Source organism: Meiothermus hypogaeus (assembly GCF_003574035.1).
Taxonomy (GTDB): domain Bacteria; phylum Deinococcota; class Deinococci; order Deinococcales; family Thermaceae; genus Meiothermus; species Meiothermus hypogaeus.
In genome coordinates, this window is sequence record NZ_QWKY01000080.1 from 1 (window position 1) to 13,181 (window position 13,181).

At 61.0% G+C, this 13,181-nt stretch carries 12 protein-coding genes; 1 reads left to right on the forward strand and 11 read right to left on the reverse strand.

Translation table 11 applies throughout. From position 1 onward, the window contains the following. Positions 1–169: 169 nt before the first annotated feature. From Mhypo_RS14860 to Mhypo_RS14900, 9 genes are all read right to left on the reverse strand, one after another. A complete protein-coding gene (locus Mhypo_RS14860; RefSeq protein ID WP_119342063.1) occupies positions 170–835 on the reverse strand; it encodes a V-type ATP synthase subunit D in 666 nt (221 codons plus the stop codon). A gap of 67 nt (positions 836–902) precedes the next feature. Then, on the reverse strand, positions 903–2,303 hold the full coding sequence (locus tag Mhypo_RS14865; protein WP_119342064.1) for a V-type ATP synthase subunit B: 1,401 nt from the start codon (positions 2,301–2,303) through the stop codon (positions 903–905). 10 nt (positions 2,304–2,313) lie between these two features. Next, positions 2,314–4,050 (reverse strand): V-type ATP synthase subunit A, encoded by a 1,737-nt coding sequence (locus Mhypo_RS14870; protein WP_119342065.1) that lies wholly within the window; start codon positions 4,048–4,050, stop codon positions 2,314–2,316. A gap of 85 nt (positions 4,051–4,135) precedes the next feature. Beyond that, entirely contained in the window at positions 4,136–4,456 is a 321-nt protein-coding gene (locus tag Mhypo_RS14875) for a V-type ATP synthase subunit F (protein WP_119342066.1), read from the reverse strand. Beyond that, positions 4,453–5,430 carry a V-type ATPase subunit gene (locus tag Mhypo_RS14880; protein ID WP_119342067.1) on the reverse strand — a complete coding sequence of 326 codons (978 nt, stop codon included), beginning with the start codon at positions 5,428–5,430 and terminating at the stop codon, positions 4,453–4,455. The genes Mhypo_RS14875 and Mhypo_RS14880 overlap by 4 nt, the downstream gene beginning before the upstream one ends. Before the next feature lie 2 nt (positions 5,431–5,432). After that, complete coding sequence (locus Mhypo_RS14885) at positions 5,433–5,999, reverse strand: V-type ATP synthase subunit E (protein ID WP_119342068.1); 567 nt, start codon at positions 5,997–5,999, stop codon at positions 5,433–5,435. A 92-nt stretch (positions 6,000–6,091) separates the two neighbouring features. Then, positions 6,092–6,388, reverse strand: coding sequence for a F0F1 ATP synthase subunit C (locus Mhypo_RS14890; protein ID WP_119342069.1), 297 nt, complete (start codon positions 6,386–6,388; stop codon positions 6,092–6,094). Positions 6,389–6,487: 99 nt separating this feature from the next. Then, a complete protein-coding gene (locus Mhypo_RS14895; protein ID WP_119342070.1) occupies positions 6,488–8,470 on the reverse strand; it encodes a V-type ATP synthase subunit I in 1,983 nt (660 codons plus the stop codon). Positions 8,471–8,478: 8 nt separating this feature from the next. Further along, a complete protein-coding gene (locus Mhypo_RS14900; RefSeq protein WP_119342071.1) occupies positions 8,479–8,793 on the reverse strand; it encodes a V-type ATPase subunit subunit G family protein in 315 nt (104 codons plus the stop codon). Positions 8,794–9,082: 289 nt separating this feature from the next. Between Mhypo_RS14900 and Mhypo_RS14905 the strand changes: the two genes are divergently transcribed. Continuing rightward, positions 9,083–10,237: a 23S rRNA (cytosine(1962)-C(5))-methyltransferase gene (locus tag Mhypo_RS14905; protein WP_119342073.1), complete on the forward strand. Its 1,155-nt coding sequence runs from the start codon at positions 9,083–9,085 to the stop codon at positions 10,235–10,237. 366 nt (positions 10,238–10,603) lie between these two features. Here the strand turns inward: Mhypo_RS14905 and Mhypo_RS14910 are convergent, their stop codons facing one another. After that, positions 10,604–11,833, reverse strand: coding sequence for a PEGA domain-containing protein (locus Mhypo_RS14910; protein ID WP_119342072.1), 1,230 nt, complete (start codon positions 11,831–11,833; stop codon positions 10,604–10,606). A 180-nt stretch (positions 11,834–12,013) separates the two neighbouring features. After that, the coding region (locus Mhypo_RS14915; RefSeq protein ID WP_119342074.1) for a phosphoglucomutase at positions 12,014–13,181 on the reverse strand (1,168 nt) is incomplete at its 5' end.

The window sequence follows — 13,181 nt, forward strand, 5'->3', positions numbered from 1 at the left end:
CTTCCAAGGGGCGGTATCGCCCTCCGCTACGCGGATAACTTCCAAGGGGCGGTATCGCCCTCCGCTACGCGGATAACTTCCAAGGGGCGGTATCGCCCTCCGCTACGCGGATAACTTCGGTCGGGTTAGTTCGTCACCGAACGGTACAAATCCACCCAACCATGGATCCTTACAACCCAGCACCTTTTTCGATATGCGCCGAGACCTCACCGGTTTCCTCGGCCTCACGCCGTAAAATGGCGGCCTTGATGCGCTTGAGGGTGGTCACCTCTTCCAGCGCCCGCTGGTCGAGGGTATCGGTGACGAACTTGATTTGCTCGTTGATCTCGGGGATGGAGATTTGCTCCAGGGCGTTGACCCGGCGGTTGGTTTTCTTGATCTCTTCGCCGATTTTGCGCAAGCGGTTCTCGGTGTTGGCCACAGCGATGATGGCTTCGGCCAGCCTGCGGAAGGCCGTAGCTGCCTCGAGGGTTTTGGCGCCCACCCCAATCGGGCTGAAGGCCAGGCTACCGTCCGAGCTGGGCGCAGAAATCTTGGGTACTTTTACCCCATAGAGGCTTTCCACTTCCATGTGTACATCGATGGGAGTACCCGAAAGCGACTCCACCGCCTCAGGGGTATCGAAAGCCTTGGCTATCAGCAAGCTAAAGTAGGCGTCCTTGGCTGCGCTGTTCAGGGCCTCGCGGGCTTTGAGCGAGTCTTGCACCAGGGCAAAAAACTCGCCAATCAGGGCATCCCGCTTGTTCTTCAGCAGGTCAACGCCTTGCAAGGCCAGTCGCTTTTGGTCGCGCTTGGCCAGCAGGGTGGAGCGTGTAGGTGAGACTTGTTCAGCCATTAGCACCTCCGGTGTGCGAATAGCTGATAGCTAATAGCAGTCTTTGCTATTGGCTATCAGCAGTTCCTCACGCACCCACCAGCTCTTCCAGCTTGCCCGTCTTCTGGTGGTACTGCTCGATATACTCACGACGAATGCGCTTGAGTTCCGAAGCAGGGAAGTCGGCGAGCAAGGCCCAGCCGATGTTCAGGCTCTCCTCGATGGAACGTTCCTTCTGGCCCTGGTTGATGAACTTCTGCTCGAAGTTGGAAGCAAAGCGCAAATACTTCTTGTCAATCTCGGTCAGCGCATCCTCGCCGGTAATGGCCACCAGGCGGCGCAGGTTTACCCCACGGGCGTAGCTCGAGAAGAGCTGGTCGGCCAACTCCTTGTGGTCGGCGCGGGTCTTACCCTTACCGATGCCGTTGTTCATCAGACGCGAGAGCGAGGGCTGGACGTTGATGGGCGGGAAAATGCCCTGCTGGGCCAGGTCGCGGGCGATGAAAATCTGGCCCTCGGTAATGTAGCCGGTCAGGTCGGGAATGGGGTGGGTGATGTCGTCGCCCGGCATCGAGAGGATGGGGATTTGAGTGACCGAACCCTTCTTGCCGTGTACCACCCCGGCACGCTCGTAGAGCGAGGCCAGGTCGGTGTACATGTAGCCGGGGTAGCCCCGGCGGCCGGGAATCTCCTCGCGGGCCCCGCCGATCTCGCGCAGGGCCTCACAGTAGTTGGTCAGGTCGGTGAGGATAACCAGCACGTGGTAGTCGTGCTCAAAGGCCAGGTACTCAGCGGCGGTGAGGGCCATGCGGGGGGTCAGGAGGCGCTCCACGGTGGGGTCGTCGGCCTTGTTGAGGAACAGCACCGAGCGCGAGAGCGCCCCGGTGCGCTCGAACTCCTGCATGAAGTAGCTCACCTCGCGCTGGGTAATGCCCATTGCGGCAAACACCACTGCGAAGCCCTCGCCTTCGCCCAGCACCTTGGCCTGACGGGCAATCTGGGCAGCCAGTTCGTTGTGGGGCAGACCCGAACCAGAGAAGATGGGCAGCTTCTGACCCCGCACCAGGGTCATGTTCACGTCAATGGCGCTCACCCCGGTCTGGATGAACTCCTCGGGTTTCTCGCGGGCTACCGGGTTGATGGGCGCGCCGTTGATGGGCAGGCGTTTGTCGGCCACCACCGGGGGCAGGCCGTCGATGGGGCGGCCAATCCCGTTGAAGGCGCGTCCCACCATCTCCTTGGAAACACCCAGGCGGGCCACGTCCTCCACCAGCGAGACGGTGGTCTTGTCGAGGTTCAGGCCCGAGGTCTCTTCAAAGACCTGTAGCACGGTGTACTGGTCGGAGACTTCAATCACCTGACCGCCGCGCACCCGGCCCGAGCCGTCGTCGATGTTCACAATGGCGCCGTAGGCCAGGTCGGCGGCCCCCTCCAGGAACAAGAGCGGGCCCGAGACGTAAGTTACGGCGTTGTATTCTTTCTTCAGCATCAGAACCTCCCTACGCCTTGACCGCACCCATGAAGGCGGTCTTGATCATCTGGTCGAACTCGGCCTTGTAGGCAGGGAACTCGGCTTCGGGGACGTATCGAGCGCGTCCGATTTTCTCGATCACCGGGTCGGAGAGAAAATCAGCGATGGTGCCGCCTTTAGAGAGGGCAACTTCGCCCTGTTTGTAGGCTGCGATGATCATCTGCATGATGCCGTAGGCCTTGGCCATCGAGCAGCTTGCATCCACCGGGTCGTAGCCGTTTTGCTGCAGGAAGTCCTCGCGGGCAATGCGGCCGATCTCGAGCGAAAGCCGCTCCGCATCTTGCAGCGCGTCGGGGCCCACCAGTTGCACCACCTGCTGAAGTTCGGCTTCGCGCTGCAGCAGGGTAATGATCTGGGTACGCACCTCGGGGTAGTCGGGGGCCACGTTCTCGCGGTACCAGGGCTCCAAGATGTTCAAGAAGAGCGAGTACGAACGGGCCCAGTTGATGGCGGGGAAGTGACGGGCACGGGCCAGCCCAGCATCGAGCGCCCAGAAACCCCCCGTAATCCGCAGGGTGGACTGGGTGACCGGCTCAGAGAAGTCACCACCCGCCGGCGAGACCGCCCCAATCACCGAAACTGCTCCTTGCTCGCCCGCCAGGGTAACCACCTTACCGGCCCGCTCATAGAAGCTCGACAGACGCGAGGAGAGGTAGGGTGGATAGCCTTCTTCGGCGGGCATCTCCTCGAGGCGTGAGGCGATTTCGCGCAGCGCTTCAGCCCAGCGGCTGGTGGAGTCGGCCATCAGCGAGACCTTGTATCCCTGGTCGCGGAAGTACTCGGCCAGGGTGATGCCGGTATAGAGGCTGGCCTCGCGGGCCGCTACAGGCATGTTAGAGGTGTTGGCTACCAGGATGGTGCGTTCCATCAGAGGGCGGCCGGTCTGGGGGTCTTCTAGCTCGGGAAACTCCACCAGTACGTCGGTCATCTCGTTGCCGCGCTCACCACAGCCCACGTAGACCACAATGTTGGCATCGCCGAACTTGGCGATGGACTGCTGGGTCACGGTCTTGCCCGAGCCGAAGGGACCAGGAATGGCCGCCGTACCCCCCGCCGCCAGAGGGAAGAGCACGTCCAGAATCCGCATCCCGGTCAGGAAGGGCTGGTTGGGGTCGAGTTTGCGCTGGAAGGGACGGGCCTTGCGCACCGGCCAGTAGTGAGCCAGGCGCAGCTTGGTGCCATCTTCCAGCTCGGCGATGGTGTCGTCAATGGTGTACTGCCCTGCGCCCACAATGCTCTTGATTTTGCCGCCCTTGTCGGGTGGAACCAGAATCTTGTGGGTGAAGCTGAACTCGGGCACCGTGCCCAGGATATCGCCCCCCTTGACCTCGTCGCCTACCTTCTTGAGGGGGGTGAAGTCCCACTTCTTGGTGCGGTCGAGCGAGCTCACCTCGATGCCCCGGCTGATGAAGATGCCCGAGGCCGCCTGAATCTTGTCCAGGGGGCGCAAAATTCCGTCGAAGATACCGTTGAGCAAACCAGGGCCCAGCTCGAGGGCCAGCGGCAGCCCCGTAGTCACAATCGGCTCCCCCACTTGCAGCCCGTTGGTGTCTTCGTAGACCTGTACGAAGCAGGTGTTCCCATCCAAACGGATGATCTCACCCACCAGTTTTTCCTTACCGACGCGCACGATGTCGTACATCTTGGCGCCTTGCAGGTTCTCGGCAATCACCGCCGGCCCTGCGATTTTTTTGATGGTTCCCACATATCCTCCTTTGTCGGATGCAGATGGCTGTCAGCAAATAGCTACGGGATTTTGGCCACTTGGCTGTAAGCCATCTGTTATGGGCCTATAGTTTGATGTCGAACCCAATCGTCTCCCGCACCAACCGGCGCATATAGGCCTTGGCATCGCCCCCACCGCTAAAGCTATCGAGCAGGTTGGGCAGCGAAAGCAAAACCGGCGCATTACGCCCCCGCATGACCCGCTCGGTAGCCTTGTTGGGGTCGGGCAGCAGGTTTTGATCCACTGCCACCAGGGCATACTGGTTGGACTGGATCATTTCGATGAGTTTTTTGGCCGCCTCGTCGGCCGTGGCCGTGACCGCCTCGAGGCCCGCGATACGGTAGCCGGAGGCCGTCTCGGCATCGGTTAGAACGCCGATTTTCATGCAACCTCCTTTGCCACCGCTTCGGGGGGCAGGTTGTAGAACGCCCGCCGGGCCAGCAGGCGGATGCGCGCACCTTCCCACTCCTTGCGGCGGATGTAGTCCAGGGCCAGGCCGGCCCCCAGGGTGTCCTTACCCCCCTGGGCCGCCTTGTCCAGCAGGATTCGCCGGAGGGCCCGCTCGAGCTCGCCCAGCGTGCGGGCGCTCGAGGCCGCCGCCAAAGGCGTACCGCTCAGGGCTTCCATGGCCCCAAAGTCGCCCGCGGCCACTCGGCCGAAGAGCACCTGATTGACGGTGCTGCCTCCGGGGATAAGGTAGCCTTCGGCGTTGCCTGCCCCGAGGGCGTGCAGCTTGAAGGCGGTAGCCAGGTTGAGGGCGTCTACCTGCAACGCAAAGTAGGAAGCCAGCGCAGGCTCCCGCAGGCGGCGGGCCTTCTCGAGGCTGTGGGCGTAGAAATCGCGGTCGAGGGCCACCTCCAGGGCCAGCGGGTCGGGGTTGCCAGCGGCCGCGTTGCGCAAAGCCTTGGCCAGAGGGTGGGTAGGAAGCTGCAGAACCTGGGCCATGCTGGCTGCATCAGGGGCTTGCAGCAGGGTATTGATCAGGACATCGGACAGGGTTCCGCTGATCAGTTTGCCCTTGATCTCCTCTGCCGACTGACCCGCCGCCTTACCGCGAAGAATGGTTTTGAGATTGACCAGGTCGGACTGCAACAGCAGCAGGTTGACCGCTTCACGCATGTTGCCGCTTGCCAGCCCAGGCAAATCTGCAACCATGCGTTGCATGTGGTTGGTGACGGCCCGATCCACATCGGCCAGAGAATCGCCAACCATGTCCGGGCCGTAGACGGTGTCCCCCAGCGAGCGCACAAAGTCCGGGTAGGACTGCCCGGTCGCCTGCTGGAAAAACGCCTCGGGAACCATCTGGCTGCGCCGAGCCCGCAGGCGGGCATTGAGGTATGCGAAGCCGCTACCTGCCATACCTACCCCCAGATGGCCCTGGCCGCCTTGGCCGACAAGGCGTCCCAGGCCCGCTCGAGGCGCTCGCTCAAGGCATTCTGTACAAAAGACCGCCCCCCTTTAGCCACCAGTCGCACCCCGTCGCGAATGGCGGGGTCGGTTCTGAGTTCCAATCCTTTGCTTTTGGCCCACTCGGCCAGCAAGCCGGCGTGGTTGGGGTGCAGCACCAGGGCTTCCGCCTCTCCAACAGCCGCCAGCGCTTCCTCGGCCAGCTTTTGGAGGGTCTGGCCGAACTCGGGGCGGCCGGTCAGGTCTTGCAGAGCCCGTTGCGCTTCCACTCTGACCTGATCCACCACCCTGCCCCGAGCCGCAATGCGGGCCTGGTTCACCAGCAGCTCGGCCGCACTCTCGGCCCGGCGCAACTGAGCCTGGTGTTCAGCCTCGAGCTGGCGCTCTTTGTTTGCCTTGAGGGCCTGGGCTTTTTGCAGGGCCGAGTCCAGAATGGCTTTAGCCCTGGCCTCTGCCTCGGCGGCAATGGCGCCAATCTCGGCTGACACTTCATTTTGAAGAATATCTTCTAGTTTCGACATTTTGCTCCTCTTTAAGCTTCTTGCCGATAGCCGATAGCTGCTAGCAGATGGTTAGAGGAAAGGCTATGAGCCATGGCTATCGGCCATCCGCATTAGTTGATGAGGAACGAGAAAGCCAGACCGAAGATGGCAAGCGTCTCGGGGAGCAGGAAGAACAACAGGGCCGTACCAAAGTTGCGGCGATCCTCCACCACTGCCCCCAGGGCTGCCGCACCGATGGCCGACTGGGCCACACCAGTGCCCAGAATCCCCAGGCCAATGGCCAGACCTTTACCGATGGCCGCATAGTTCGCACCCGCAGCCGCTTCACCTTCTGCAGCGAATGCGATGGTAACCAAAAGGGCAAAAACAAAAACCGAAACCAACTTAGCAGCTTTGGCAATCTTCATGCTCGTTCTCCTTTTCCTCTTTTTGATTCCAACCTGCCAGGAAATCCCAGCACTTCGTGGATTAACGCTACCGGCGTGCCAGGGTAAGCCTGCACGCCCTCAACGCTCCTCACCGCGCACCGACTTGAAGGGACGGTAGGGGCGACCGCTCTCATCGTAAAAACCAAAGTTGGTGCCGAACTCGATCCAAAGCAAACGAACGGGCTGCAACACGTGGCCCAGGGTAGTGATGATGATAACCGCCAGAAGGATGATCAGACCCACCACAAAACCCAGGATGCCACCCACAAAACCCAGTCGCTCGGCCATACCAAAGCCCACCTGGTTGGCCAGGCTGGCCAGCAGCGCCCCGGCCACCCCAACTGCATAGATACGGATGTAGCTCAGGATCTGGCCGCCCTTGGAAGGCAGCTCGGCGATCATCAAAGGCATCTTGGCCAGCAGGGCGCTAATAACGAAAACCAGCAACCCTATCACCAGAATGGCCGTGAGCAGGCCGCTGTTGGACTGGGTCAGGTAGTTGTAGGCAAAAGCGATGAGGCCCACACAACCCGCCAGATACCCCAAGCCTTCCCAGAAGTGGCTCATATGGCCATGTTTGAGGCCTTGCTGCATACGGATGATAAAGGCATAGAGCACCTGGATCACCCCAAATGCAATGCTGGCCAGCATCAAGAAGGTAGCGGTTTGCTCAAAGTCGAGCCGGTTGATGGTCACGGGGATAAGCCCTTGGCCACCGTGGTTGGGGTCATAGAAGATGGTGCCACCCCCCGGCAGAATTTTGAGCTTTTCCAGGAAGGTTCCAAAGGCTTCGCCGTAGATGAAGCCCCAGACCACCGCCCAGCCGGTCATCCACCACAGTACCTTGGAGAGACTGCCCACCACATCCGGGCCAAAGTTGGCGCCCAGGAAGCCGATAACCAGGTTCTTGCGGGCTTTAGCCAGGGAGCCCAACCAGTAAGCCAGCAAACCGAACAAAAGGGCAATTCCGATGTCACCCACCACCATTCCAAAAAAGAAAGGAAAGAAGGCGGCAATCATCAGGGTGGGGTCGTAGGTGCCGTAGCGGGGAGTATTGAGGAAGCCGTGCAAGAGCTCGAAGGGCTTGGCCCAGGCCGGGTTTTCCAGGGTTACGGGCACCTGATGCCCTTCGTGGTGCTCATCCACAGGTTCGAAGGTGTAGACAATCTGGTCGCGCAGGCGGCCCAACGCCTCCTCCACCCGCCCCTTGGCCTTCTGGGGAACCCAGCCCATTAAGGCAATCCCATACTGACCTGCGGCCATATCGGCACAGGTCTTGTAGCGAGCCACTTCGTCTTTGGCCCGGGTCCACAAAAGCGTCAGGGCCTCCGCCGACTCCTTCTTGAGCCTGGCAATCTCCTCGCGGATGCCTACGAGCTCCTCGGGGGCCAGCCTGGCCCGTTCTTTCATGCGGGCCGCCGCTTTGGAAAGCGGAAGGGTGCCGTAGGTACCCGGAAAGCGCAACTCGCCCAGTCCCAGGCGCGATAGGGTCGAGCGGGCTGTTTCCAGTTCCCCGCGCTTGACCACCACCACCGCTGCCAGCTGGTTTTCCAGGGGCTCTGCCTCGAGCACAAAGCGGTCGGGCAAGGCTTCTTGCAGGGCTTTGCGTACCCCCTCGAGCTCCTCCGGCTTGGCGAGCAAGAATGGTATCACCCCCAGCCGAGGGCTCTCGTCCAGGCCCTGTACCAGCGATGCCAGCTTCTCGGCTGCTTTACCGAACAGCTCGATGGTTTGAATCTCTTCCTCGAGCGCGGCCCGCTCCTTGCCCAGCACCTCGGCCCGGCTGGCCACAGGTCGGAGGGTAGCCTCGGCCTCTTCCAGCGAACCCCCAAACGGCTTGCTGCTCGGCACCGCCGCCAGGCCAGCCACTTGCAGCGACTGCTCGGCCTGCGAGGCCACCGTTTCCCAGCGTTTGAGCTCGGCTTCTTCAGCCGGAGATAGCCGGTATTCGCTCAGTTCATCGGGCCGCAGGGGGTCAATGTGCACCACCCCGGCTTTTTGCAGTTCGGTCAAAAGCGCTCTTGCCAGCCGCTTAGGCCCCGCCACAATCAGCTTTTCCATGGGGGCGATCAAGGCAGTACCTCCTCCAGCACCGCCTGAACCGCCCCGGCTACCTTGGCCGTTGCCGCCTCAGCGATGGCTTTGGCTTCGGCTTCGGCTTTAGCCCTGGCTTCGCTTTCAATCTTGGCTACCGCCTCGGCGGTGCGGGCTCGATACTGGGCTTCCAAGTCCCGCGCAGCCTGCTCTGCTTCAGCCAGTATTTGGGCGGCTTTAGCCTCTGCTTCCCGAACCTTGGCCAGGGCGGCCAGCTTGGCGTCTTCAAGTTGCTTGGCCAAGGCTTGCTCACGATCTGCAAGGCTTTTTATGAGTCCTGATCCAGCCACGTTCCCTCCTTTCTTGCTACCGTCGTTCAACGTTCGTACAGCGGGAAAGTGAGCAAGTGAAAACTTGCTCAAAATGAACCCTAAAAATCATAGCGATTTCTCAGGATTCATGTCAACGCGAGACAGCATACAATAGAGACCCTCATCCTGTTTTTGCAGGAAAGCACACATTTACACGTTTCTTCAAGCCAAAGATGCATTGCCGCGCCCCGCAAGACATAGAAAAATTCCACACATATACCTCAAGTCCAGGGCCAGGTATATCCAAATCTGGTGTTAGACTCATTTGGTGAAGGTTCGAGTGACCCCCAAAGGTGCGGCCCGCCTGCTGGCCCATCACCCCTGGGTTTATCGAAGCGATGTGCTAGAAGGGCCGGACAGCCCCGGTTTGTACCCGGTTCAATCAAACAGGGGCGTTCTGGGGATGGCCTTATACAACCCGGCCTCCGAGATCACGGTACGGGTTTTTAGCTTCCAGGACACGGAGCGCCCTCTGGAGGTGCTGCTCGAGCACCTCCGCAAAGCTCTGACACGGCGCAAACCCGCCATTGCCCAGGAACCCGGCGGGGCTTACCGGCTTGTACATGCCGAGGGCGACCTGCTCCCGGCCCTGGTGCTCGACTACTACGCCGGACACGGGGTTTTACAGGTGGGGTCGGCTGCCCTCGAGCCGCTCACCGAAGCCTTGGTGGAGGTTATTCGAGCCGAGATTCCCCTGCACAGTCTGCTGGCCAAAAACGACCAGAAGTCCCGCAGCCTGGAGGGGCTGCCCCTGCACGTCAGGGCTTTGCTGGGCCAGGTGCCCGACTTTGTGATGGTGCAGGAGGGTTCTGTTCGGTACCGAGTAGACCTTACACAAGGCCAGAAAACCGGTGCCTTTATCGACCAGCGCGACAACCGTATCCGTCTGGGGAGCTTCGCTGGCAAAAAAGCCCTGGACGTGTTCAGCTATCACGGCTCGTTTGCGCTGCATCTGGCCAGAGGTTTTGAACAAGTGATAGCCGTAGACAGCTCGGCCGCTGCACTACAAAGGGCTCTTCAGAATGCCACAATCAACGGCATTAACAACATTAGCACCAGAGAAGCCAATGCTTTTGAGTTTTTACGGGAGGAAGAAAAACGCGGCAGTTTGTACGACCTGATTGTGCTAGACCCACCCGCCTTTGCCAAGGGCAAGCGCGATGTGGAACGGGCCTACGCGGCTTACAAAGAAATCAATCTGCGGGCCATGAAGCTCCTGCCCAGCGGAGGCATCCTGGCCACCGCTTCTTGCAGCCACCACCTAAGCGAACCGCTCTTCTATCAAATGCTTGCCGAGGCCGCCGCCGACGCCCACCGCACCGTGCGGGTCCTGGAGAAGCGCGGCCAGGGCTGGGACCATCCGGTGCTGCTCAATGTGCCGGAAACGCACTATCTGAAGTTTGCTTTGCTGGAGGTTATGTAATCAAGGCTGAAGGCCGTGTCGCATGTTTCATACCAGATTCGGTTAGTTCGTCACCAAAGGGTGACGAACTAACCCGACCGAAATTATCCGCGTAGCGGAGGGCGATACCGCCCCTTGGAAGGGAGACGCTTTCTTCGCCGACCGACAGTGAAGGGCCATCGGCCCCCGGCTAGCGCCGGTACTCAAGGGAGGGGTGTGCTCTAGGATTCAAAAAGACAGCCTCTGGTGTTTTTGGTTTTGTAAACTGTCTTTTTGAATCCGGTATCAGGTCTCTCGTTCCAAGCCTGAGTGCGAATGACCGACATGTGAAAAAATAGACGAGGCGGCATGCCGCCACCTCGTCTTGGCTCAGACAGCTAAAAAAAGTTAGCGGGCGCGGTTCAGGTTCAAGCGGACTTGTATCACCCGTCCCGGCTCGGCCCGCACGTCGCGCACCTCGACCCGGAAGCCCGGCGCTAAGGCCACCAGTTGCACATTGCCCGGTTCTACATCCTCGAGCCGCAGGAAGCCGCCTCGGGTCTGGCCCACCTCGCGCCCATCCAGGAAGATGCGGGCCTCCACGTTGGTGAAAACCTCGAGCGCTCCCCGCAGGGCCTGCAGGTTCACATTCACCGGCACGGTCTGCCCGTTGCCCACCGCCACCGAGGTACGGAACCCCTGGTAGCCACCCAGGCGCAGTTCGATGTCGTAGCGGCCCGGCTGCACGGTCAGGTTGAGGGGAGTATTGCCCACCACCCGGCCATTCACCAGCACCTGAGCCCCCTGTGGGTTGGAGCTTATCTGCAATAGACCGTTCTGTACCACTGGGGTCAGGTTGGCGTTTACCACCGCAGTCTCGCCAGGGCGAACCTGCACCGAGGTACGGAAAGGTTGGTAGCCACCCAGGCGCAGTTCCACATCCACACGACCGGGGCGCACCACGAGGTTTAGGGGCGTACTGCCCACCACACGGCCTTCCACCAGCACCTGAGCGCCCGAAGGGTTGGAGTTCACACTCAGGGTTCCCGTTCCGGGCTGTACCGGCTGTACCGGTGTAACAGCCGCCCGCCCCACGATGAAAAAGGCCACGTTGCTCACCCAGTCGCGCTCGGGCAGCGGCGTAACCACAATCGAAAGCGCCCGGGCCAGGTTATCGGCGCCCTGCACGTTTACCTGCCCGGTCTGGATGTTGGCAATCTGTGCGAGCGAAAGCGGCTGGCGGCTGGCCACGGCTAGCACCCGGTCCTGGCCCTCCGGGCCCCCCACATCCAGGCTGTAGCGGGCGCCGGTTGCCGGTGGGAAGGTACGGGTCTCGCCGGCCCGCAGCAGGTTGTTCTGGTCGAAGGCGTTGGGCAGAATCAGGCCAATCTCGCCCGTGGACTTGACGCTGAAAATGTAGACATAGGCCTCCTGGTTGACCTGCACCGAAACCTGGATGCGCTCCCCAATCTGATAAACCGGGTTGCCGGTTTTGGCGGGGTCTTTGTTGACCCAGACCCGCACCTGCAGGTCGGTGGGTACCGGGTTGACGATGATGCTCTGAGGGCTTAGTTCGGGCGCAGCCAGAGCGGAGCCTGCTAGTAGAAATCCAAGTGCCGTTGAGAAGATTCGCTTCATGTATGGCCTCCTCCACCCCCAGGGTAGAATACACCGTCTGGCAGGCGTGAGAAGCTATTCAGCCAAGGTTAACCTTGGCGTTGAGCAAGTCTTTAGCAACGGTTTTACCTACACCTGCCGATGACCTCGAGTATGTCCTGCATACCTCGTGGCTTTACGCCTGGGCAACCACCCCGATCTTCACAAAACCCCCGCCGCCCTGAAAGCCGCATTCACCACTTCCCTGGCCTCGATCAGCACGTGTTCTAGGTGTGCTTGGCCCTTGAAGCTCTCGGCATAAATCTTGTACACGTCCTCGGTGCCCGAGGGCCGGGCAGCAAACCAGGCGTTCTCGGTTACGACCTTGAGTCCCCCGATGGGCTCGTTGTTGCCGGGGGCGCGGGTCAGTTTGGCCCGAATGGGCTCACCGGCCAGCTCGGTAGCCGTGACCATCTCGGGCGAGAGGTTGGCCAGGGCTTTTTTCTGGGCGCTGTTGGCCTCGGCGTCGATGCGGGTGTAGGCCGAGGCGCCAAACCTTGCTTCCAGGTCGCGGTAGTGCTGGCTGGGCGATTTGCCGGTTTTGGCCAGAATCTCGGCGGCCAGCAAACCCAGAATGATACCGTCCTTGTCGGTGCTCCAGGCCGAACCATCCTTGCGCAAGAACGAGGCCCCCGCGCTTTCCTCACCACCAAACCCGATGGTTCCTGCCAGCAGCCCATCCACGAAATATTTGAAGCCCACCGGCACTTCCACCAGCCGCCTGCCCAGGCTACCGGCCACCCGGTCAATCATGCTGCTGCTGACCAGGGTCTTCCCCACCCCCATATCCGGCCGCCACTGGGGGCGGTGCTGGTAAAGGTAGAAGATGCACACCGCCAAGTAGTGGTTGGGGTTCATCAGCCCATCGGGGGTCACGATGCCGTGCCGGTCGGCGTCGGGGTCGTTGCCGATGGCCACGTCAAAACGGTCCTTGAGGCCAATCAGCGAGGCCATGGCGTAGGGCGACGAGCAGTCCATGCGAATTTTGCCGTCTTTGTCTACGGTCATGAAGGCAAAGCTGGGGTCAATGCGTTCGTTGACGATGGTCAGGTTCAGGCCGTAGTGCTGGGCAATTTGCTGCCAGACCTCGAGCGAGGCACCTCCCAGGGGGTCTACCCCAATGCGCACCCCCGCCGCCTTGATGGCCTCCATATCCAGAATGCTGCTCAACTGCTGCACGTAGGGCGTGACGAAGTCGAACTCCTGCACAGTATTCAAAGCCTGGCTTAAGGGCCAGCGCTTTACCTCGATGAGACCGTCGCGGAGAATTTGGTTAGCCCGCTCCTGCACCACCTTTGTCACGCTGGTGTCGGCGGGGCCGCCGCTGGGG

Excerpts from the sequence above, each read along its gene's own strand:
- Mhypo_RS14875 (WP_119342066.1), bottom strand. The coding sequence starts at position 4,456 with ATGAAAATCGGCGTTCTAACCGATGCCGAGACGGCCTCCGGCTACCGT.
- Mhypo_RS14895 (WP_119342070.1), bottom strand. The coding sequence starts at position 8,470 with ATGGAAAAGCTGATTGTGGCGGGGCCTAAGCGGCTGGCAAGAGCGCTT.
- Mhypo_RS14885 (WP_119342068.1), bottom strand. The coding sequence starts at position 5,999 with ATGTCGAAACTAGAAGATATTCTTCAAAATGAAGTGTCAGCCGAGATT.
- Mhypo_RS14865 (WP_119342064.1), bottom strand. The coding sequence starts at position 2,303 with ATGCTGAAGAAAGAATACAACGCCGTAACTTACGTCTCGGGCCCGCTC.
- Mhypo_RS14880 (WP_119342067.1), bottom strand. The coding sequence starts at position 5,430 with ATGGCAGGTAGCGGCTTCGCATACCTCAATGCCCGCCTGCGGGCTCGG.
- Mhypo_RS14860 (WP_119342063.1), bottom strand. The coding sequence starts at position 835 with ATGGCTGAACAAGTCTCACCTACACGCTCCACCCTGCTGGCCAAGCGC.
- Mhypo_RS14910 (WP_119342072.1), bottom strand. The coding sequence starts at position 11,833 with ATGAAGCGAATCTTCTCAACGGCACTTGGATTTCTACTAGCAGGCTCC.
- Mhypo_RS14890 (WP_119342069.1), bottom strand. The coding sequence starts at position 6,388 with ATGAAGATTGCCAAAGCTGCTAAGTTGGTTTCGGTTTTTGTTTTTGCC.